At 37.8% G+C, this 20489-nt stretch carries 22 protein-coding genes; 4 read left to right on the plus strand and 18 right to left on the minus strand.

The annotated features are described in order from the left end of the window. Positions 1–133: 133 nt before the first annotated feature. Both nfsA and COD11_RS02450 read right to left on the minus strand, forming a co-directional pair. Positions 134–883 (minus strand): oxygen-insensitive NADPH nitroreductase, encoded by a 750-nt coding sequence (nfsA, locus tag COD11_RS02445; protein ID WP_098795170.1) that lies wholly within the window; start codon positions 881–883, stop codon positions 134–136. Between the two features lie 114 nt (positions 884–997). Then, positions 998–2206: an MFS transporter gene (locus COD11_RS02450; RefSeq protein WP_098795171.1), complete on the minus strand. Its 1209-nt coding sequence runs from the start codon at positions 2204–2206 to the stop codon at positions 998–1000. Between the two features lie 304 nt (positions 2207–2510). Between COD11_RS02450 and COD11_RS02455 the strand changes: the two genes are divergently transcribed. Continuing rightward, entirely contained in the window at positions 2511–2792 is a 282-nt protein-coding gene (locus COD11_RS02455) for a spore morphogenesis/germination protein YwcE (protein WP_098795172.1), read from the plus strand. 46 nt (positions 2793–2838) lie between these two features. Here the strand turns inward: COD11_RS02455 and qoxD are convergent, their stop codons facing one another. The 8 genes from qoxD to COD11_RS02490 all read right to left on the minus strand — a co-directional run bounded on the left by qoxD (position 2839) and on the right by COD11_RS02490 (position 10195). Then, positions 2839–3123 (minus strand): cytochrome aa3 quinol oxidase subunit IV, encoded by a 285-nt coding sequence (gene qoxD / locus COD11_RS02460; protein ID WP_098795173.1) that lies wholly within the window; start codon positions 3121–3123, stop codon positions 2839–2841. Between the two features lie 3 nt (positions 3124–3126). After that, a complete protein-coding gene (gene qoxC, locus COD11_RS02465; protein WP_098795174.1) occupies positions 3127–3723 on the minus strand; it encodes a cytochrome aa3 quinol oxidase subunit III in 597 nt (198 codons plus the stop codon). 2 nt (positions 3724–3725) lie between these two features. Next, positions 3726–5669 carry a cytochrome aa3 quinol oxidase subunit I gene (qoxB, locus tag COD11_RS02470; RefSeq protein ID WP_098795175.1) on the minus strand — a complete coding sequence of 648 codons (1944 nt, stop codon included), beginning with the start codon at positions 5667–5669 and terminating at the stop codon, positions 3726–3728. 58 nt (positions 5670–5727) lie between these two features. Further along, on the minus strand, positions 5728–6654 hold the full coding sequence (gene qoxA / locus COD11_RS02475; RefSeq protein WP_098795176.1) for a cytochrome aa3 quinol oxidase subunit II: 927 nt from the start codon (positions 6652–6654) through the stop codon (positions 5728–5730). Between the two features lie 480 nt (positions 6655–7134). Then, positions 7135–7593 (minus strand): SRPBCC family protein, encoded by a 459-nt coding sequence (locus COD11_RS02480; RefSeq protein WP_098795177.1) that lies wholly within the window; start codon positions 7591–7593, stop codon positions 7135–7137. Between the two features lie 25 nt (positions 7594–7618). Continuing rightward, on the minus strand, positions 7619–7969 hold the full coding sequence (locus COD11_RS02485; RefSeq protein ID WP_369689260.1) for a VOC family protein: 351 nt from the start codon (positions 7967–7969) through the stop codon (positions 7619–7621). Next, positions 7941–8012, minus strand: a complete 72-nt coding sequence (locus COD11_RS27935; protein ID WP_369689261.1) for a VOC family protein — start codon at positions 8010–8012, stop codon at positions 7941–7943. Before COD11_RS27935 ends, COD11_RS02485 begins: the two co-directional genes overlap by 29 nt. 5 nt (positions 8013–8017) lie before the next feature. Then, on the minus strand, positions 8018–10195 hold the full coding sequence (locus tag COD11_RS02490; RefSeq protein WP_098795178.1) for a DNA topoisomerase III: 2178 nt from the start codon (positions 10193–10195) through the stop codon (positions 8018–8020). 215 nt (positions 10196–10410) lie between these two features. Here COD11_RS02490 and COD11_RS02495 point away from each other — a divergent pair, with 215 nt between their 5' ends. Then, on the plus strand, positions 10411–10677 hold the full coding sequence (locus COD11_RS02495) for a GlsB/YeaQ/YmgE family stress response membrane protein (protein WP_098795179.1): 267 nt from the start codon (positions 10411–10413) through the stop codon (positions 10675–10677). A gap of 60 nt (positions 10678–10737) precedes the next feature. Here the strand turns inward: COD11_RS02495 and COD11_RS02500 are convergent, their stop codons facing one another. The 6 genes from COD11_RS02500 to COD11_RS02525 all read right to left on the minus strand — a co-directional run bounded on the left by COD11_RS02500 (position 10738) and on the right by COD11_RS02525 (position 15216). Then, entirely contained in the window at positions 10738–11568 is an 831-nt protein-coding gene (locus tag COD11_RS02500) for an STAS domain-containing protein (RefSeq protein ID WP_098795180.1), read from the minus strand. A 33-nt stretch (positions 11569–11601) separates the two neighbouring features. Continuing rightward, the gene (locus COD11_RS02505) at positions 11602–12234 is read right to left on the minus strand and encodes a response regulator transcription factor (protein ID WP_098795181.1); all 633 of its coding nucleotides are present in this window, start codon (positions 12232–12234) and stop codon (positions 11602–11604) included. Beyond that, a complete protein-coding gene (locus tag COD11_RS02510; protein WP_098795182.1) occupies positions 12227–13270 on the minus strand; it encodes a sensor histidine kinase in 1044 nt (347 codons plus the stop codon). Before COD11_RS02510 ends, COD11_RS02505 begins: the two co-directional genes overlap by 8 nt. Continuing rightward, the gene (gene liaF, locus COD11_RS02515; protein WP_098795183.1) at positions 13267–14016 is read right to left on the minus strand and encodes a cell wall-active antibiotics response protein LiaF; all 750 of its coding nucleotides are present in this window, start codon (positions 14014–14016) and stop codon (positions 13267–13269) included. The genes COD11_RS02510 and liaF overlap by 4 nt, the downstream gene beginning before the upstream one ends. Before the next feature lie 108 nt (positions 14017–14124). After that, positions 14125–14772, minus strand: coding sequence for a PspA/IM30 family protein (locus COD11_RS02520; protein ID WP_098795184.1), 648 nt, complete (start codon positions 14770–14772; stop codon positions 14125–14127). Positions 14773–14865: 93 nt separating this feature from the next. Then, positions 14866–15216 (minus strand): lmo0954 family membrane protein, encoded by a 351-nt coding sequence (locus tag COD11_RS02525; RefSeq protein WP_098795185.1) that lies wholly within the window; start codon positions 15214–15216, stop codon positions 14866–14868. A 284-nt stretch (positions 15217–15500) separates the two neighbouring features. On the opposite strand from COD11_RS02525, the gene COD11_RS02530 reads away from it, so the two are divergent. Next, on the plus strand, positions 15501–17039 hold the full coding sequence (locus COD11_RS02530; protein ID WP_176550949.1) for an FAD-dependent oxidoreductase: 1539 nt from the start codon (positions 15501–15503) through the stop codon (positions 17037–17039). Positions 17040–17475: 436 nt separating this feature from the next. Here COD11_RS02530 and desB read toward each other — a convergent pair whose 3' ends face one another. Next, positions 17476–18603, minus strand: coding sequence for a Delta(10) desaturase DesB (gene desB / locus COD11_RS02535; protein WP_098795186.1), 1128 nt, complete (start codon positions 18601–18603; stop codon positions 17476–17478). A gap of 194 nt (positions 18604–18797) precedes the next feature. On the opposite strand from desB, the gene COD11_RS26640 reads away from it, so the two are divergent. Then, complete coding sequence (locus tag COD11_RS26640) at positions 18798–18947, plus strand: hypothetical protein (RefSeq protein ID WP_176550950.1); 150 nt, start codon at positions 18798–18800, stop codon at positions 18945–18947. A 57-nt stretch (positions 18948–19004) separates the two neighbouring features. Here COD11_RS26640 and cobA read toward each other — a convergent pair whose 3' ends face one another. Next, a complete protein-coding gene (gene cobA, locus COD11_RS02540; RefSeq protein WP_255301521.1) occupies positions 19005–20423 on the minus strand; it encodes a uroporphyrinogen-III C-methyltransferase in 1419 nt (472 codons plus the stop codon). Between the last annotated feature and the right edge of the window lie 66 nt (positions 20424–20489).

Here is a 20489-nt window from a genome sequence, read left to right on the forward strand (position 1 = left end):
CATATTTCTGGTTTCCGTATGCTTTCTATATTTTTCCCCTTAATTAAGTTGCAGAATTAACTTTCCTAAACACAAAAATAGTCCAGCTTATATAGCTGGACCACCACAAAAACATAATTCAGTATTCAGCTCGTTATCTTTTATTAAATCCCTTACCTTCTACAAATTCTTTCATATACATCCTTGAAGGTCTAGCTAGTAAGCCTGCCATTTGTCCTGTCCATGTATCTTTTCTTTTGCCATTGGTTCGTTGCTCGTAATATTGAGATATTTCCTCATCATATTTTTTCAGCTGGTCCATGTAATTGTCTTTATTTTGCTCATATTCATCTTCATGGTAAATATGCTGGAATGGTAGCCTCTGCTTTTGATCGGGCATTTGAGCTGGGTAACCTACAGCAACACCGAAAAGAGGTAAGACTAGTGGTGGGGTTTTTAAAAGCTTACAAACTTCTTCTAAGTTATTTCTAAGTCCACCAATATAAACAGCACCAAGTCCCATTGATTCCGCTGCTAGCACAGCATTTTGCGCAGCAAGAGTTGCGTCAATGACCGCCACCATGAATTTCTCTGTACTTTCTAACACTTGACTTGTATCTTGTTCATGCTTTTCGGATAGTAATTGATGTCTGTATAAATCTGCACAAAACACGAAGAAATGTCCGTTTTCTACAACATAATCTTGCCCACCTGCAAGTTCAGCTAACTTTTTCTTTTTGTCAGGATCCTTAACCCCAATAATTGAATAGGCCTGTACATAACTAGAAGTTGAAGCTGCTTGAGCACTCTCGACAATTGTTTTAATTTGCTCATCTGATAATAGCTTATCTTCAAATTTACGAATGGATCGATGGTTTTGGATTGTGTTAATTATTTCGTTCATGTTTTTCCCTCCTATAACCTTCTTACCTGAAAGGATACCTTGTTTTGTTTCTTTATGCATTTAGGATGCTCAGTAAAAAAAAGATTAGCCCCGAAAGACTAATCTCTACACCTTCTATGCTAATTCCTTTTGCTTTGTTTCCTCACCTAGTACAAGTACAGCTAGTGCACCGACAACTATTGCAACGGCAAAGATAAGGAAAATCGAGTTAATCGAATATTCCGCAGCAACTAAATAACCAACTGTTAATGGTCCTAAAATACCACCAATTCTTCCAAATGAAGCAGCTAAGCCAGCACCTGTTCCACGAACCTCTGTTGGGTAGTGCTCTGGTGTATAAGCATAAAGCCCACCCCATGCACCCAGGTTAAAGAAAGAAAGAAATATACCTGAAGTTAGCAGCAATGGAAGTGTATCTGCATTTCCGAAGAAATAGGCACTAAGAGCCGTTCCAATTAAGAATGTAACAAGAACAAACTTTCTTCCTGCCTTCTCGATCAGATACGCCGCTAAGAAATAACCTGGCAGCTGAGCAAGTGTCATAATTAGTACATATTGAAAGCTTTTAATTAAACTGAAACCTTTCATGACCATTACACTTGGTAACCATAGGAACATTCCATAATATGAAAAAACAACACAAAACCATAGAATCCATAGCATGGTTGTTTGCTTTGTATATGGTCTTGCCCATACTTTTGCAATCTTTGTAAAAGACGATTCCTTTTGCTTTGAGACTGTAATAGCTTGAAACCTTGGAGAGTCCGGAAGTTTCAACCTTAAATATAAGGCATAAAATGCTGGCAATGCACTTAATAATAGCGCAGCCTGCCAACCGTAAGAAGGAATAACAAAATATGAAATAAGTGCAGCGATTAACCAACCACCTGCCCAGAAGCTTTCCAACAAAACAACAACCCTGCCTCGCTCATTTGCCGGGACACTTTCTGATACTAAAGTTGAAGCAACAGGAAGTTCTCCTCCTAAACCAGCTCCAATAAAAAATCTTAAAATAAGGAATAATGTTAGTGACGTCACAAATGCAGATATTCCACTTCCGATTGAAAATAAAAGAAGTGTAATAATAAACACTTGCTTACGCCCAACTTTGTCTGCCATTAAACCAAAAACTAATGCCCCTACAGCCATACCGATTGAATTCACACTACCAATCCAACCCATTTGCTCTGATGTTAAATCCCAATCCTTTTGTAATGCTGCAATAATGAATGAAAGAATTCCAACATCCATTGCATCAAACATCCAGCCTAAGCCTGCAATACCAAGTAATTTTCTCCTTGAGATATTCTGTGTTGTATCCATGTAAACCACCTTTCATTTTTAACCATAAGTGGTATCAGTATAAATGTACCAACTTTTTCCTCAGCTCTCCACTAACACTTATACTCTAAATAAAAACAGCTCGTCAATCTATATTGCTTAACATACCAAAATTAATTTATTCTCATACATTTTTATCTTTGTCAAACAGTTAAAGATATGTTATATTAAATGTAACAAAAAATTCACAAATTGGTTTTAGTTTTGACACAAAATAGCCTAGTTTTAGACAAAATTAAAAAGGTACCGACATATGAAAGCGATACCACTAAAGGAGCGTATGAACATGGATGTATTTTTCGCTTATTTATTAATTGGAACAGCTACACCAATCTTTTTATGGCTTGAAAATAGAAAAATTGCTCTTTTACAAATCCCACTGATTGTTTTAATGTGGACTACGTTAATTCTATATATGTATGCTGATTTTGGAGCAGGACATCTAATATTTGGATCGATTTTTGTGATTAATATTATCGCTGCTCACTTAACAGTTCTTTATGTTCTTTATACTTCTAAACTGCCTGAGTTTTTACAAAGCAGAACAGACGAAGGCTATACACATTAATACGCAAAAAAGGTATGACTCAAATATGAGTCATACCTTTTTCGTTTTAATGCATATCCCAAACCATTGCTAACAAAGTACCAAAGATTGTTACTAATGCAATAATTACTCCATAGTATACATTTGTATAGATCGCTGCTTTGTCCTCAGTTTCACCTGCGTGCATAAATACCACTAACTGAAGGCCAGCCTGTATAAATGCTGTTACTAACAGGACTGTCATCCCTACTGTAAATGACATATCGAAGAAGTAAACACCCAGTGCTACTAAAGTAAGGACTAGTGAAAAGACAAAACCCATCACTTGTTTCATCGGGAATAATTCACTCATTGTTTACATCATTCCTTTCAAATAGATGAAGCTGAAGATAAAGATCCAAACAACATCTAGGAAGTGCCAGTATAAACTGAAAATAAATGACTTGTTAGCTGTTTCTGGAGTTAATCCACGCTTTTTCACTTGCATGATGATAAATAGTCCCCAGAATAAACCTACCGTTACGTGGGCTCCGTGAGTACCTAAAGTCGTTAATAAGATCGACGTAAAGGCACTTGCCCCAATGCCTGCTCCTTCATGTGCATAGTGGATAAATTCATAGATCTCGATACCTAAGAATCCTAATCCAAGAAGAAGTGTAATAGCAAAGAAATTTATCATTGCTTTTTGTCTACCAAGACGCATCGCATGAATACCTAAACCAATTGTGAAACTACTTGTTAAAAGTAAGAATGTTTCAAGGATAACAGGTGTAATAACGAAGATTTCGGCTCCATCAGGACCTGTTCCTGTGCGATTATATAATGTGAAATAGGTAGCGAAAAGTGTTGCGAAAAGCATGATTTCCGCACCTAGGAAAATCCAAAATCCAAAGATCTTTAAACGATTTTCTTCTGTAGCATATTCAAGTGGTAGCGAGTTATCAATTTTCATCATTAAGCACCTCGCAATTCTGATTCAGTTTCTTCAATTTCTTTAACAGGAATATAACGACCATGATCTTTTTCGAAAGAACGTAGTGTCATAAAGATAAAGATTCCGATTGTAGTAATAATTGCTGGAATCCATAGGCTAAAGATTAGTGAGAAGCCCCATACAAAGAACACACAGCTCATTAGGAATGGCATTCCACTGTTATTCGGCATATGAATTTTTTCAATTTCACCTTTAAATAGCTTGTGATCATGTTTTTTCGCATCCCAGAATGGTTCGCTAGATGTAACTTCTGGAACAATTGCGAAGTTGTATTCTGGAACTGGAGTGTGTGTAGCCCACTCTAGTGTGCGTGCATCCCATGGATCTGCACTAATATCTCTAGATGCATAACGAATGCTGTAGTAAATGTTATAAACGATTAACACAAAACCAATTGCCATAATCCCGGCACCCACAAATGAAACCATGTTAAGTGGTCCAAATCCAGTAGATTCTGAATACGTGAAGCTACGACGTACTTGACCATCTAAACCTGTAATATACATTGGGATAAATGCTAGAACAAATCCGATTGAAAGCAACCATGCTGTCCATTTCCCCAGTCTTTCGTTCAACATAAAACCAAACATTTTTGGCCAATAGTAAGTTAATCCTGCAAGCATAGCAAAAACTACACCTGGAATAATAACATTGTGGAAGTGAGCAACTAAGAACATTGTATTATGATACTGATAGTCAGCTGCAGACATCGCAAGCATAACCCCAGTTACTCCACCTAATGTGAATAGTGGAATGAAAAGCATTGAATAAAGCATTGGTGTTGTCATACGAATTTTACCTTTTCTGAGCGTAAGCAGCCAGTTAAAGATTTTAACACCAGTTGGCACAGCAATGATCATCGTTGTAATAGAGAAAATGCTGTTTGTAAAGGCACCTTGACCCATTGTAAAGAAGTGATGCGCCCATACTAAGAAAGATAATAGTGAAATTAATACCATAGACCAAACCATTGATTTATAGCCATATAGGTTACGTCCTGAGAATGTAGAGATAATCTCACTGTAAAGACCAAATGCCGGTAAAATCAAGATATACACTTCAGGATGTCCCCAAACCCAGAACAAGTTGGCCCAAAGCATATCCATACCACCGTTATCAAGTGTAAAGAAATGTGTTCCAAATAAACGATCCATTGTACCCATTGCAAGTGCTACAGTTAACACGGGGAATGCGAAAACAATGATTAAGTTTGCAATAAGAGCTGACCATGTGAACATTGGCATTTTCATTAATGTCATACCAGGTGCTCTCATTTTCATAATCGTCGTGATAAAGTTAATACCCGTCATCAGGGTTCCTATCCCTGCAATCTGTATCGCGATCATATAATAGTTCGTACCTACAGATTTACTAAACTCTTCACTTGCTAGTGGGAAATATGAAGTCCACCCTGCGTCAGGTGATCCACCAACAACGAATGAAATATTAAATAACATAGCTCCCATAAAGAATAACCAGAAGCTTAAAGCATTAAGACGTGGGAATGCAACATCACGTGCTCCAATTTGCAGTGGAACAACCAAGTTCATGAAGAACATGATAAATGGCATCGCCATGAATAGAATCATAACAACCCCGTGTGTTGTGAAGATCTCATTATAATGCTGTGAATCGAGTAACGTATTATCAGGAACCGCTAGCTGTGCACGAAGCATAATTCCGTCCACACCACCACGGAATAACATAACTAACGCGGAAATTAAATACATAATACCGATACGTTTATGGTCAACTGTTGTTATCCATTCACGCCATAAATAACCCCATTTTTTAAAGTACGTTAATCCAGCAATGATAGCAATCGTAGTTAAACCAATGGCTACCATCGAAGCATAGATTGCAAAGCTTGGATGAGGTACGGCAAAACGATCAAAGAAATCCATACGTTTGTGACTCCTTTCGGAAGTGAATTTATTTTAAAGATCCGATATCTTTTAAAGATTAATGATTACTGTGTTCTGAATGGTCCTCTTCGTGTGAGTCAGTTTTAGTTGTTTCTGCTTCATGTCCTTCATGTTCAGACTCTGAACCTTCTTCACTGTGATGACCGTGATTTGGTGGAGCAAACTCTAAATGAGTTCCCGTATATGTTAATTGACCAAGATGACCTGGCTCTAATAACTCTTCAAATTCTGTTTCAGTAAGTGGTTCAGCTGTTTCTTTTACTTCGTCCACCCACTCATCAAATTCAGTTTGAGACATAGCTGTTACGTTAAACGTGTTATCAGCAAATCCTTCACCACTAAAGTTTGAGTTTCTTCCTAAAAATTCACCAGCATGATCTGCTGCAAGATGAAGTGTTGTAATGTGATCATTCATTGCATACTTTTGTCCACCAAGCTGTGGAATCCAGAAACTTGTAATTGGTCCATGTGAATATAATTTAAATTCAAGCGGACGATCTGTTGGTACATATAAATAGTTCACCGTTTCAATATTTTCTTCTGGATAACTAAAATGCCATTTCCAGTTAGAAGATGACGCATAAACAACTAAAGGCTCTTTATCTTCATATCCTTCAGGCTGTGCTTCAACAATATAGTTACTTTGCACTGACACAAAAGAAAGATAAGCAACAATAATAATTGGTACCCCTACACAAATTGCTTCAACCCATACATTTCCATGAATGTGTGGCGGCTCATAATCATCAGGCATGTTAGAAGCACGATATTTCACTAACATATAAGCTAATAGTCCAAGAACAACAAGAACGATAAACAACATAATTCCCATAGATAATAAGATGTCACTTGCTAGTCTTTCTGCCTGTGGCCCTTTAGGATCTAAAACCAGTAACGGCTCACATCCTGATAACAATGCGGCAATGGAAACCATAACTGTGAACAAAGTCCATTTTAATTTCATATAAGTACTCCTTTCTTTCCTTCACATAAGCTTCTTCTTTCTATACCTACATCATCAGGGTTAGATACCCCGACAACACTTTGTGAAAACATGCACAAGATCAGTGTGAAAGATCACACAAGATCGTTAATCACATCATATCAGACGTTCACTGATAAGTTTATTGGTAAATTCATGTGTCATATATCGTTCAACTATTAGTCACTTTTTCGTAATATATTGATCATAAATTGTTCACTTTTATGGAAAAATTTCTACTTACATGGGATGGTGTGCTTGTAATGGTGGGGGATGGGAAATGAATTGTTTTTAATATCCTGGTTATAGATTCTGTCTCTGGTTGATCCAGTAGATGACACATCAAATTTTTGCCCCGCCCAACAGGACTCTTCCTAACATAGAAAAAGGCCGCAAACAGCGGCCCTTCTTTTTGGGATTCCTATTACAAATTCCGACAAACTTCGGGAAGTGACAGGCACCTCATCCAACTCTCTCTTCAGCAACTTTTTTTATATACCGATTCCTCGTTATCAAAAACTCCCTCATGTACTGCTCCAAAAACAGTCGGTCCGCGATTTTTCCTATGAATCCAAATGGAGAGGTGTAGTCGAATGTGTCGAGCATGAGTGTGCCGTTTGGTTTTTCGATGAATTCGTGGACGTGGTAGAAGCGTTTGAAGGCTCCTTTTTCCATTTCGTCGACGAATCGGTTTGGGAAATCAAATTCCGTAATCCGAACAGTTAGGTTTTGTTTGATTCCAAAGTGGACGGCTTCCCATGTGACCGTTTCGTTTAACTCGATTAAGCCACTTGTTACACCACCAATCGCACGTTCATTTGTTTGACTTGTGGATTGGGTATGAATATCAATATCTCGCGCAACATCAAAGCAAATGTCACGAGGGGCATAAATAAACATATCTGTCTTTATGATTGGCACGTTATATCTTCCTTATCTTAAAATCTTAGTAACTTTTCACCTGCAGCAGGTCAAAACGGTTTCCATAGAGATCTTCAAACACAACCTCTGTTCCCCATGGCATTTCTTGGGGTTCACCTAAAAAGCGCACCCCTTTTTCTTTCATTATATGATATTCACGCAAACAGTCATCTGTTTCAATCACCAAAAATACATGATCCGCAGCTTGTGAACCTACACGTGCCTTTTTCTCATCATTATCGGCTTCTACAAATACAATTGCCGTTCCGCATTCTCGAGAAGGAGCAACTGTTACCCAGCGCATGCCTTCTCCAAATGAGTTGTCAGTAAGCAAAACAAACCCGAGCTTATTCATAATAATCAATGGCTTCATCATAATCTGAGACAAGGATTGTGATATGTCCAATTTTACGGCTCATTCTGGCTACTCCTTTAAATTAAGCTTTGCTAATGCATCTGCTAAAGCATTATTTGAAAAGTTATCATCTTGCTTTTTCATATAGCTTGCCACTTCGCGTTTTGATACTTTGCTGTTTTGGTTCTTTTTCCGTCTTTCCTGGAATGTGGACATTTTTTCGCGATGACCGCATTTGCAAGTGAACATTTGTCCCTCTCCCTGTCCACGTAGCTCAAGCTTTTTGTGACAGTTTGGGCAGCGTGCATTCGTTACTTTTGATATGCCTTTTTTGTGGCCACATTCGCGGTCCTGACAAACAAGCATTTTACCTTTTTTACCGTTCACTTCTAGCATGAGCTTGCCACAGTCCGGACATTTGCTTCCTGTTAAGTTATCATGCTTAAAGGTTTGTTTGCTGTTTTTAATTTCAGTTACAACCTCTTTTGCGTATTTCTTCATCTCATCTAAGAAAGCCTGTTTTGGTAAGCTTCCTTTTGAAATTTTAGTCAGCTTTTGTTCCCATTCAGCTGTTAACACAGGTGATTTTAGATCTTCAGGAACAAGGTTCAGCAATTGCTTTCCTTTTGACGTTATGAAAAGATCTTTGCCTTTTTTCTCTATTAAAAAGCTGCTATATAGTTTTTCAATAATATCCGCTCTCGTTGCAACTGTACCGAGTCCACCTGTTTCACCGATTGTTTGAATAAGATCCTTGCTTTCTCCTGCCATATATTTCGTAGGGTTTTCCATAGCTGAAAGAAGTGTCGCCTCATTAAATCGAGCAGGTGGCTTTGTTTCGCCAGTAGTTTTTGATACTGACTGAATCTTTAGTGTGGCCCCTTCAGATAGTGCCGGTAATGTTTGGTCATCTTCACTGTCTTCATCAACAAAATCTGTATAAACTTCCTTCCAGCCTGCAGATACTACACGTTTACCTTTTGCAGTAAAAAGCTCTTCACCTATTTTGGCAGTTACAACTGTTTGTTCATATTGATAAGCAGGAAGTAAAACGGCTAAAAATCGTTGAATAACTAAATCATAGATTTTGCGTTCTTTATCGGATAAAGCACTTAGTGGTACTGATTCTTCTGTTGGGATAATCGCATGGTGATCTGATACCTTTTGGTCATCAACAAAAGATTTATTCGCTTTGATTGGTTTACTTAAAATTTTGCCGATGATAGAAGCATATGGCTTCATTCTGCAAGCTTCTAGTCGATCCTTTAAAGTTGGAACGATATCACTAGTTATATAGCGAGAATCTGTTCGTGGATATGTTAGCACTTTATGCTGCTCATAAAGCTTTTGCATAATCGAAAGAGTTTCTTTTGCTGAGTAGCCAAAGCGTTTATTTGCATCACGTTGAAGTTCAGTTAAGTCGTAAAGAGCTGGTGAGTATGATTTTTTCGGTGTTGTTTTGACGTTTACTACCTTCGCGTCTTTTCCTTTTAACCCAGCGAGCTTTCCATCAATTGCTGCTTCGTTAAACGTTTTTGTATCTTTTGTTTTTTCGTCCTGCCAAGCAAATCTTAAGCTATTTTCTGCTACAGCTTTGATTCCGTAGTATTTTTTAGGCTTGAAGCTGCGAATTTCTTCCTCGCGCCCGGCAATCATCGCTAATGTTGGTGTTTGCACACGCCCTGAAGATAGCTGAGCATTGTATTTTGTTGTTAAAGCACGTGTTGCGTTTAAGCCAACAATCCAGTCTGCCTCTGCTCTAGCAACGGCAGAAGCATATAAGTTTTCATATTCTTTCCCATTCTTTAGCTTACGAAAGCCTTCTTTTATTGCTTTATCAGTCACAGATGAAATCCAAAGTCTTTTAATCGGCTTATTAACGCGGGCTTTTTCTAAAATCCAGCGGGCAACAAGCTCACCCTCACGTCCAGCATCAGTTGCAATGATGATGTCACGAACATCTTTACGTAATAATTGGGTTTTTACAGACTGAAATTGCTTGCCTGTTTTTTTAATCACAACTAGCTTTAATGGAGCCGGAAGCATTGGTAAATCTTCCAAGCGCCATGATTTATATTGATCACCATAGCTTTCTGGATCAGCTAATGTAACAAGATGACCCAATGCCCAAGTAACGATATATTGATCTCCCTCAAGAAAACCATTACCTTTTTTATGACAATTTAACACTCTAGCTAAATCTCTTCCAACAGAAGGCTTTTCAGCTAGAACGACTGTTTTACTCATAGAAACATCCTTTCACAACTTACATTCTGCTTCTATTATAGATGTTATTGTTTCGTAAATCTAATTTGTTTGCTGAGGCGGAGGGACAGGCACCTTGTCCCAGACTGGGACGAGGTGCCTGTCCCTCCTGGAAGAAATTAATGCGTTTATAATAATGGACAAGGGGGAATATAAATTCCAAGACGGGGGATACAAAACTAAAGGAGGAGAGAAGAATGGGTTTTATTTGGGCTTTAATTATAGGCGGAGTTATCGGCTGGTTAGCTGGATTAATTGCAGGACGTGATCTTCCAGGAGGAATCTTTGGTAACATTATCGCAGGATTTATTGGAGCTTGGTTAGGCTCTCTTCTATTTGGTCAGTGGGGGCCAGAAATGGGTGGATTCTATATTGTCCCAGCTTTAATTGGTTCGATTATTCTTGTGTTCGTTGTAAGCTTTGTAATGAGAAAAATGCGAGGCGGACACCGAACAGCTTCATAACAACATATAGTAAGTTTAAAAGCCCTATCTCAAAACAGATAGGGCTTTTAAACACTTATCTTAAATTTGTCCTAATGCATTTGCTAATGAGGCGGTTGTGTTAATTTCTTCAAAATCAAGGCCAAGTTGTATGGCTGTTTGAGCAATTTCAGGGCGAATACCTGATAATGTTGATCTAACACCTAAAAGCTTTAATGCCTTGATTAAGTGGAAAATTTCATGAGCAACCATTGTATCAATGATGGCAACACCAGACAGGTCAATACATAAATGTTCTACTTCAAGATTTGCACATTGTGTTAATGTGTTTTCTAAAATTAATTTTGCTCTGGCTGTATCAATATCACCAATAAGTGGAAGAAGGGCTGTTTTATTTTGCAGAAGAATGACTGGTGAACTTAATTCATTAATCATTTCCTTTTGTGCCGCAATTTGTTTCATTGTGTTCTTATGGGCTGCATCAATGTAAATATAAACGGATAGATTGATGACTTTTTTAACTACATCTAACCATGAAAATAATTGATCAACAGAAACTGTATCAATATTCTCTTTATAAAAGCTTTTGATATATTTAAGATAAACATCCTGTGTTCTTAAAAATTCCCTTACAACATAATGAACAGGTGTGTCTAAATGCTTTTGATCCTGGGCTAGTTCCTCTGACCATGCTCTAAATTCACTTACAAACTTTCCTTCTTCTTCTATGAAAAGTCTATGTAGGTGGATAAGGTAATCCTGATTTTGTTCTTTTAATGTTTGAATGATTGCTTGATCTTCCGTTGAATAGACTGAGTTTGGGTCATTGTCGTCAACCATATTATACCAGTCTTCTGACATTTGCCATGAGTTCTTAACTAGGTAGTGATATAATTCTTCATTTCTATGCATCTTCTTATGTCTCTCCCTAATCTGTTGTCTGATTTATTTTACAAGTGAATGCTTAAAGGCATAAATAACAGCCTGTGTTCGATCTTGAACATCCAGCTTACTTAAGATGTTGCTAACATGGGTTTTGGCTGTTTTTAAGGCAATAAACAATTCATCTGCAATTTCTTGATTGGTTTTTCCTTGTGCCATCAGCAATAAAATTTCCATTTCCCTTGAAGTGAGTTGATCATGGAGGTGTGTTGTTTCTCGTTGTCTCATCTTCATCATCATTTTACCTGTGACCTCAGGCTCTAAAATCGATTGACCGTGAAACGTGGCGCGGACAGCATTGGCGATCTCACTTGCTTTTGACGTTTTTAGCAAATAGCTTGTTGCCCCCGCTTCCAGTGCCGGATATACCTTCTCATCATCTAGGAAGCTTGTCACAATGATAATTTTAGCCTCAGGCCAGGCATCGACGATTCTCTTTGTTGCCTCAATTCCGTCCATTTCCTTCATAACCAAATCCATTAAAATGACATCCGGGCGAAGGTCAAGACATAGCTCTACACCTTTTTTTCCGTTATCTGCTTCACCAATTACCTCAATGTCAGGCTGGGCAGATAAATAGGATGAAACACCGATTCGTACCATTTCATGATCATCAACAAATACTACTTTAATCATTGTTTTCACTCTCTCCTGCTAGGACAGGAACCTTAACCTCTAACCGTGTCCCTTTATTTTTCAGGCTGACAATTTTCATTGAACCACCTATTTCAACAGCACGCTCATGCATGTTTTGTAAACCGTATGAACCTGTTTTACCTTCTTCAAGCTCAAACCCAATGCCATCATCTGTCACACGCATGATCACAAAGGAATCGCGTTCTATCAACAACACGTCCAAACTTGTTGCCTTTGCATGACGAAGTGTATTGGAAACAGACTCTTGAAGAATACGAAATAAATGGTCCTCTACACCTTTGTCTAATGGGATCGGTTCTACTTTCCATTTTATATTCATTGTCACCTTTTGCATTAGTTCTACCAAAAGCTCTTGAATTCCTTCTTGAAGGGATTTACCTTTTAATGCCGCTGGTCGTAAATGTAATAGCAACGCTCTCATTTCAAGCTGTGATTGGTGAATCGTTGCCTCAATTAGCCTTAACTGTTTCGACTCACCATCATCCCATTCTTCTCTACTCTCGGTAATAGCTGACATCATCATTGATGCTGCAAAAAGCTGTTGACTGACAGAATCATGAAGCTCACGAGCCAATCGATTTCTTTCCTGTGAAACTAATTCTTGTATTCTCTTTTCTTGGTCTTCTGCTTTTTCTGTTGCTAGCTTTTGCGAGAGCTTTGTTTGTTCCTGAATTTGCTTCTGAATCTTTTCAACCTTCTTTTGAATATCTTGTACTTCTGGCAAACAAGGTTGTTCAGTAGAGATCGTCCGTCCCTTATCAAGCTCCTGAATTGTTTGTTCAATTGTACTGAGCTGTTTTTTCCAATAAAGACCGGAAAACAAACCAAAGAGTACACCTGCTACTATACTTATGCTTGGCACAATATAAATAAAAGGTAAATCCATGATTTTTTGATTCCATAGTTCACTCCATTTATGAAGGGGAAATGCCATAAAAAACATGAGGGAAAGAAGAATGAATAGAATAAGTGAAAAAAATGCACCTAACAAAACTTGCCGCTGTATCATATTCATATTCTTTTCACCTCAAGCTTTCCTGAAATAGCTGAAGTGATCAATTTCACCCTTTGTTCACCTTGTCTGTACTGCGGTGTTTCATAAACAAGAGTTTCATTCACAACCTTTTGCTTAAAATCTTGAAAAACACTCACATCACCAATCATAACAGAATGGTTAATATGAACCTCCACTTCATATGGAACAAGAATTTGAACATTTCCTACTAAACTGCGTATCGAAATAATCGCTTCCTCATTTGGTAAGACCGTATCACTTAAATCAATGACTGTGTTCCCAACACCCACCTGAATATTGATATCATTCCATTCATATGCAATATCCGGTGATTTTTGATTCGTAAAGAACTTATTTTCAAAGATTTTTTTCTGATGGGTCACTGGTTCGTTTGCCGGTTCATTTTTTTCTGATTCGCCCGAAGGCTCCTTCACACTTGGTTTTATTCGTTTAGGCTCCTTCTGTGTTTGGAAAAATTGAACAACAACATAAATGAGCAGCACACAAATAAAATAACGAAATGTCATCATATTCAGCACGGTAATAACAAGCCAAATCCAACCAATCCAATAGAGGCTCTTGCCTATAAACCGCGGTCGCCATCGACGCCCTAAAAAAATGCATCCAATTGATAACAAAAATGTAACGATTAAACCACCATTAAAAAATAATATTTCTAAAAGAAGGAGGAGAATTCCTATTAGAATAATCCAATTTACATAATCAGAATTCATATTTCTTAACACGCGGTTTCCTCCTCCCTATTAATATAGTAACAAACTTTTATGTCAGCCGCGTTTCATATGAAAGAAGGCGCAAGTTTGACCTACGCCTTTTAAGAATACCATGAAGATTTACGAGATTGTATTTGTTTGTTCAGTTTTTAATTGTTTTTCTAATTGTGCAATACGAGCATCAATTGTATTGCGGTGATAAGCTTTTGTTACCTGCTGCTCGAGGCGATCTAGATAGCTTTCCATTTCTTCAAATCTTGCAAATGCTTTTGTTGAAAAACTGCCAGAATCAGATACTTTGCTAATACGGTGGTGAGCACGGGCAACATTTTCTCTTCCCATTAACTCCATACGTTTAATCTGCATATCTTTTAATTTATGTTTCATTTCCTCATACTTTTGCTCAAGCTCTTCAAGCTGCTGTGCTGTTTGCTTACGAGATGCATCTAAACGCTCTCTTCTTTCTTCATAATGAGCATACTCTTTTAAAGCAAATTCATAAAGTTCAGCCTCTCCAGCCTTTGAGGCAATTTCAGCTTGATGCTTACGTTTTTCTGCTAGATGTGTTGCTTCATTGTACTCGCGGTTAAACTCTTCTTTTAACAAATACTGACGTTCAACTAACTTACGAACCTTTTCTGTTTCCTGCTCACATTGTCTTAAGTAGTGGTTTAAAATTGAGATTGGATTTTTTTGTTCCTTTTGATCTAATGCCTCATGTAAATCTGCTGAAATTGTATCCGCTAATCTTGTGAAAATATTTGCCATTATAAATCTCTCCTTTAATGTTTTACATTTTTTTATTAAACTTGTGAGGAGTTTTTACTCTAGCCTCCTCAGTCAAGGTGGGAAAAACGTTTATTAATAGTTACCTTTTAAATCGTTCCATTCTTTTTCAAAATTTGTAAATGGATCTGAATCTTCTTTAATGGATTTTTCAGATGATTTGTTCCAGTTTTTATAAACAACGTAAATCACATATGCAGCAACAAATCCTAAAATCGCTGGCAGGTTTGATGCTGAAGCGAATAACGCAATCACACCAACAATCGCTAACACCACTTTGTTAAATTTAGATTCCGTCTTGATAAAGCCTTTGTACGAGTAGTACAGAATTAGCAGACTTAACCCTAAAGCAATCATAGGTGCTAAATTTGATAGCAGTATTGCCACAGCCACCCCACCTAAAAATAAAAGCCCAAACTTTTTCATCTTTTGTTTCCTCCTTTTTTAGTAGAAAAGCTCGTTGACTTTTCTCTTTACCAACCAACACAAGTTGTTTGGCTTCGTTATGTTGTGTTTAACTTGTGTTCGTTTCTATGTCTTTATCTTACCTACATTCCAGAGTTCTCAAAACGAGCCTCAGCTTTATTTTCATCTACGGCTAGAGGCTTAGTAAGGGTACGTCTCATAGATTTTTCATAAGTGAATACATGTTTTAACCTTAATTGGAAAAAATTAATAAGAATGATGTTTAGCCTATAGGAGGTATTTGAATGACAGAAGAATTCCCACAAGGAAAGATGCCTTATGAACCTGAGCCATTTTGGAGAGAATCAGCTCAACTAAAATCGTTTCCTCCTTTAAAAATTGATACAGAAGTTGATGTAGCAATCGTTGGAGGCGGGATTACCGGGATTACAACTGCTTACTTATTATCAAAGCAAGGATTGAAAGTAGCTATTTTAGAAGCTAGTGAAATTCTAAATGGAACAACCGGTCATACTACGGCAAAAGTAACAGCTCAGCACGGCCTCATATATGATGAACTGATTCAGCATATGGGTGAAGAAAATGCTAAGCTGTATTACCAAGCCAATATAGATGCCCTTGAATTTGTTCGACAAACAACAAATGAACTTGGGATTGATTGTGATTTAACTGAAGAAGATGCCTATATCTATGCGATAAGTGACCATTATGAAAAGAAAATAAACAAAGAACTTGAAGCCTATCAAAGACTTGGTATACATAGTGAGTATGTTAAAAACATTCCTTTTCCAATCGATATCAAAGGCTCTATTGTGATGAAATCTCAGGGACAATATCATCCTTTGAAATTTTTAACAGTACTTGTTGATGAAATCGTGAAATCAGGTGGAGAAATCTACGAGCAAACAACTGCGATCGATATTGACGAAACAACACCTAAACCAACGATTATTACAAGGGAAGGTCGCCGTGTTGCCTGTAAATATGCTATTGCCTGCTCACACTTTCCATTTTTTGATGGAAAAGGATTTTACTTTTCACGTCTGCATGCAGAGCGTTCTTATATTCTTGGGGTTCGTGCGAAAATGGATTTCCCTGGCGGAATGTACTACAGCGCCGATTCTCCAACAAGATCATTGCGCTACACACCGATGAATGGAGAAAAACTTATATTAGTTAGTGGGCATGGCCATAAAACTGGGCAAGGCATGTCCACCTACAAACACTATAAAGCGCTTGAGGAGTTTGGGGAAGAAGTACTCGGAATTGAAGAGATTAAATATCGCTGGTCTGCACAAGATTTATATACTTTAGATAAAGTTCCTTATGTTGGTTCAATTACATCAAGCAAACCCAATATCTTAGTGGCAACTGGCTACCGAAAATGGGGAATGACAAACGGAATTGCCGCATCAAAAATTCTTACGGACCTTGTTTTAGAAAAAGAAAATCCATATCAAGATTTATATAGTCCCTCTCGTTTTTATGCTGATCCTAGTATTAAAAAGTTTCTTAAGCAAAACCTTGATGTTGCAGGTCATTTAATTGAAGGAAAAATCGATATTGCCGACAAAAGCATTCAAGATATCGGAAACGATGAAGGCTCTGTTGTTGTTGTGAACGGCAAACGAGCTGGCTGCTATAAAGATAACGAAGGAAATGTGAATCTTGTTGATACAACCTGTACGCATATGGGCTGTGAAGTAGAATGGAACAGCGGTGACCGTACTTGGGACTGCCCTTGTCATGGTTCGAGATTTTCGGTTACTGGTGATGTTGTTGAGGGACCAGCGAAGAAGCCGTTGAAGAAGGTTGATATGTAGAGGGTTTTTAAAAATAACGTTGAAAAGGGCTGCTGTGGGCAGCCCTTTTGTTATGTGTTTGTCATTTTGGTTAATCAGCCAGAGGTTTCCCTGCAACAATTGACCAACTTGCAAAAAATCTGGTGATGGTTGCAAGTTTGTTGGCTTGAGTTGCAAGAATAACCGCAGAACTTGCAGAATCATTTGAATGAGTTGCAAAGATATTTAAGATCTTATAAAATTGGCAACTTTAAGTGATGTTGAATTTGACTGCTTTGGAAATAGACATAGCGATGAAGGACAGTTCTCCGGGTGAACCGGTCTGTTTTGTCGTTTATCCACCTTATGAAAGACATTCCTCTCGGCGAACCGCCCGCTTTTGTCGTTCATACGCCTTATGAAAGACATTCCTCCATTTAACACGATCACTTTTGTCCTGCATTACAGCCAGAATCAGTCAAACCCTCTTATCCCCCTTCATCACTCTACCCAATTCCACTTTCTTTTTCTTCATAATCCTCACAACTGGATCCTTTGCACTTAGCTTTCGATAGGTGATGTTTGAGATGTCTAGTCCATGTCCCAGTGTTGCATAAACATGACCTTGTTTTGGGTCGATTAGTTGATTGCCTTCAAAGTAAACTCGTGGCGTTTTCCACAGAGCTACTAAAGCTTTTCCAAAAGGCATTTCATGATAGCGGTCAGGCCACATAGTTTTGATATGTTCCTTTACTAATGGATAATATTTAGAGCTCATGCCTGGAAAAAGATGATGCTCTGTATGGTAAGAAAAATTAAAATGTAGCACATCGACCCATTTAGGGACAGTTACTGTTAAGCTATTTGCTAATGGATCGTTTACCTCTGTTATTGGATTTAAACGGTGATTTGTTGAGATATAGCCCATAACAATGGCATTTGCAATTAGTAACGGCAACAAAAACGCAAAAAACCACTTAACTGGTCCCATAATAAAAAGTAATGAAAACCAGAAAACCCATGGCAATATAAGCTGCATCCATACGGAGCGCTTTTGCTTTGGTTTAAATTCCTTTATGTAGGCAACAAACATTTTTGCAGAATGAAGGGAAAACATAACCGTTAAAGATGCAAAACTGGCAAAAGCCCGTACACCATGTGGCAGGCGGTATATCCAACGTAAAAATTTTGTTTTTGATAAACGCTCTAGTGTTGGCCAAGAATCAGGGTCATGTTCTTCATGTTGGGTATGAACATGGTGTGTTAGGTTATGCCACTTTCTCCACAGTTTTGGTCCAGTGCTTAGCGGCCAAAAGGCAATTGCCCCCAGTAAGTCACGAAGCCAAGGCTTTCTTACTACAGTTCCATGGAGAATTTCATGTCCAAGAAACCCCATTGCGGCAAAGCTTGCTCCAAGCACAAGGGCAATCCCCAAATAGAGAAACGGGTGTAATTGAAATAAGCCAATTGTGAGAAAGCCCGCTATAACAATTAATAAATATGCTAGACCTCCCCAAAGGCGTCCAGGCACAGGCTTAAAGGCCTTTTTCGGTAATTTTGGTGCAATACGTGCTGCATACCATGCAAAAGAATGTAGCTTATCCATTTTCCTACTCCCTCCAGAATCAGTAATATCTACTAATAGTTTGTACAATTTTTGATGATTTAGGAGTGAAATTTGGAAATTTTCTCTATATGAATGTGTATATTTTTAACAATTAAAAAATACCCTTCATTCAACATGTTAATTTTCATAATGGTTAAGATAAAAATAACAATATGATGAAGGAGATGATTAGCATGGATCAAAGAAATAATGAAAGAAACAATGAAAATTCATACAAGGGAAAAGTATACAAAAGAAAATCAGAAGCTTTTTCAGAGTATAATATTAACCTCCCTGAACAACCCCTTCCTCAACCTAAGGATTATGAAGAAATTGAATATTAAAAACTAACAAGGCTGAATGCATAACGTTCTCCTTTATGCATTCAGCCTTGTTTTAGATTAGAGAAACTCCATATTTAATTTTGCTGGAAGTTCATGAGACAAGACTGCGTCTAATGCTTCATCATTTTCACAAATAATTTCTAAGGATTGTTCATCTTCTTGAGAGAACATGTTTTCATGAAATTCTCCATTTATCCATGTTTCAACCGCATCTCCTGAAGTAAACACAATCGATGTAAGGTCAGCATCTTCAACAGATCGTTTTATAATTGAATCGTATCTTCGATCAATATAGGATTGATAAATACTTAGATAGTCATATTTTTTATAGGTTAAATCTAAATTCAGCTTTCTCTTAGCAGTTATTTCAGGGCCAACAATCAGAAGATTTTCTTGATCAGCCATCTCCAAGCTAGGGTATAATCCCATTAATTCTAACTCTTTTAAAGCTGTTTCATTTTGACAACAAAGTTCTGCTGAAATCTGGCGGATATCAACTCTATGCCTTTTCAACTGATTGAAAAAGGCAGTAACCGCTTGGGAAGATAAAAATAATATCGCCTTATATGAGGATAGTTTCTCCAATAATTCAATCTCTACTTCGTTTTCCTTTACCGTCCATTTAGGACATTCAATTACATCTGCACCCTGATTTCTTAAGTGCTGAGCATTACTTTCTTCTCCGGCACTTCCTCGAACATATAAAATTTGTTGACCAAATAAAGGCTGATTTTCAAACCATTTAACTTTATCTCTTGTTTCTACAATATCGCCAACTAATGTAATGGCTGGGTTTTGAATGTTTTCTTCTCTAACTTTTTCAACAATAGTAGAAAGAGTGCCTACTACACTTTGCTGTCTGCTCCATGTTCCCCACCTAATAATGATAACTGGTGTATCAGGTGATTTACCGTGAAGCACAAGGTTTTCGCAAATATGCTCCAGGTTTGAAATACCCATATAAAAGGCAATTGTTTGAACACCTCTTGCTAAGCCTTCCCAGTCAATATTTGGTTTACCTTCTTTTGATTTATCATGGGCAGTAACGACAGCGAATGATCCTGCATAATCTCGATGTGTTACCGGAATACCAGCATATAGAGGAGCAGCAATACCAGAAGTAATGCCGGGAACGATTTCATATGGCACATTTTGCTCTGCCAAAGCTTGAGCCTCCTCACCTACTCTGCCAAAAACACTCGGGTCTCCACCTTTTAATCGAACAACAGTAAAGCCAGCTAATGCTTTTTCCACTAAAGTTGCATTGATTTCGTGTTGTCTCATAAAATGACGAGTAGGCAGTTTCCCACAATAGATTAGTTCACAGGTAGGTGGTGCATATTCAAGCAGCCTTGGATTTACAAGTCGATCATAAAGAATAACATCTGCCTTCTTGATCGCTTCCATTCCTTTTACAGTGATTAATTCCTGATCTCCAGGACCCGCTCCGACTAGATACACCTTTCCAATGCTCATCCCCACCGTTACTCCCCCTACCTTTTCTATAATTTTAAAGTAAGGGTTCTATCACATTTAACCTTA

Source organism: Bacillus sp. AFS040349 (genome assembly GCF_002577655.1).
In the GTDB taxonomy this organism is placed as follows: Bacteria; Bacillota; Bacilli; order Bacillales; family Bacillaceae; genus Metabacillus.

Coding starts and splice junctions, on each gene's coding strand:
- qoxD (WP_098795173.1), bottom strand. CDS start 3,123: ATGAGTGAATTATTCCCGATGAAACAAGTGATGGGTTTTGTCTTTTCA.
- nfsA (WP_098795170.1), bottom strand. CDS start 883: ATGAACGAAATAATTAACACAATCCAAAACCATCGATCCATTCGTAAA.
- COD11_RS02490 (WP_098795178.1), bottom strand. CDS start 10,195: ATGAGTAAAACAGTCGTTCTAGCTGAAAAGCCTTCTGTTGGAAGAGAT.
- COD11_RS02520 (WP_098795184.1), bottom strand. CDS start 14,772: ATGGCAAATATTTTCACAAGATTAGCGGATACAATTTCAGCAGATTTA.
- COD11_RS02525 (WP_098795185.1), bottom strand. CDS start 15,216: ATGAAAAAGTTTGGGCTTTTATTTTTAGGTGGGGTGGCTGTGGCAATA.
- COD11_RS26640 (WP_176550950.1), top strand. CDS start 18,798: ATGGATCAAAGAAATAATGAAAGAAACAATGAAAATTCATACAAGGGA.
- COD11_RS02455 (WP_098795172.1), top strand. CDS start 2,511: ATGGATGTATTTTTCGCTTATTTATTAATTGGAACAGCTACACCAATC.
- COD11_RS02495 (WP_098795179.1), top strand. CDS start 10,411: ATGGGTTTTATTTGGGCTTTAATTATAGGCGGAGTTATCGGCTGGTTA.
- qoxB (WP_098795175.1), bottom strand. CDS start 5,669: ATGGATTTCTTTGATCGTTTTGCCGTACCTCATCCAAGCTTTGCAATC.
- desB (WP_098795186.1), bottom strand. CDS start 18,603: ATGGATAAGCTACATTCTTTTGCATGGTATGCAGCACGTATTGCACCA.
- cobA (WP_255301521.1), bottom strand. CDS start 20,423: ATGAGCATTGGAAAGGTGTATCTAGTCGGAGCGGGTCCTGGAGATCAG.
- qoxC (WP_098795174.1), bottom strand. CDS start 3,723: ATGAAAATTGATAACTCGCTACCACTTGAATATGCTACAGAAGAAAAT.
- COD11_RS02450 (WP_098795171.1), bottom strand. CDS start 2,206: ATGGATACAACACAGAATATCTCAAGGAGAAAATTACTTGGTATTGCA.
- COD11_RS02505 (WP_098795181.1), bottom strand. CDS start 12,234: ATGATTAAAGTAGTATTTGTTGATGATCATGAAATGGTACGAATCGGT.
- COD11_RS02530 (WP_176550949.1), top strand. CDS start 15,501: ATGACAGAAGAATTCCCACAAGGAAAGATGCCTTATGAACCTGAGCCA.
- COD11_RS02485 (WP_369689260.1), bottom strand. CDS start 7,969: ATGATGAAGCCATTGATTATTATGAATAAGCTCGGGTTTGTTTTGCTT.
- COD11_RS02510 (WP_098795182.1), bottom strand. CDS start 13,270: ATGAATATGATACAGCGGCAAGTTTTGTTAGGTGCATTTTTTTCACTT.
- qoxA (WP_098795176.1), bottom strand. CDS start 6,654: ATGAAATTAAAATGGACTTTGTTCACAGTTATGGTTTCCATTGCCGCA.
- COD11_RS02500 (WP_098795180.1), bottom strand. CDS start 11,568: ATGCATAGAAATGAAGAATTATATCACTACCTAGTTAAGAACTCATGG.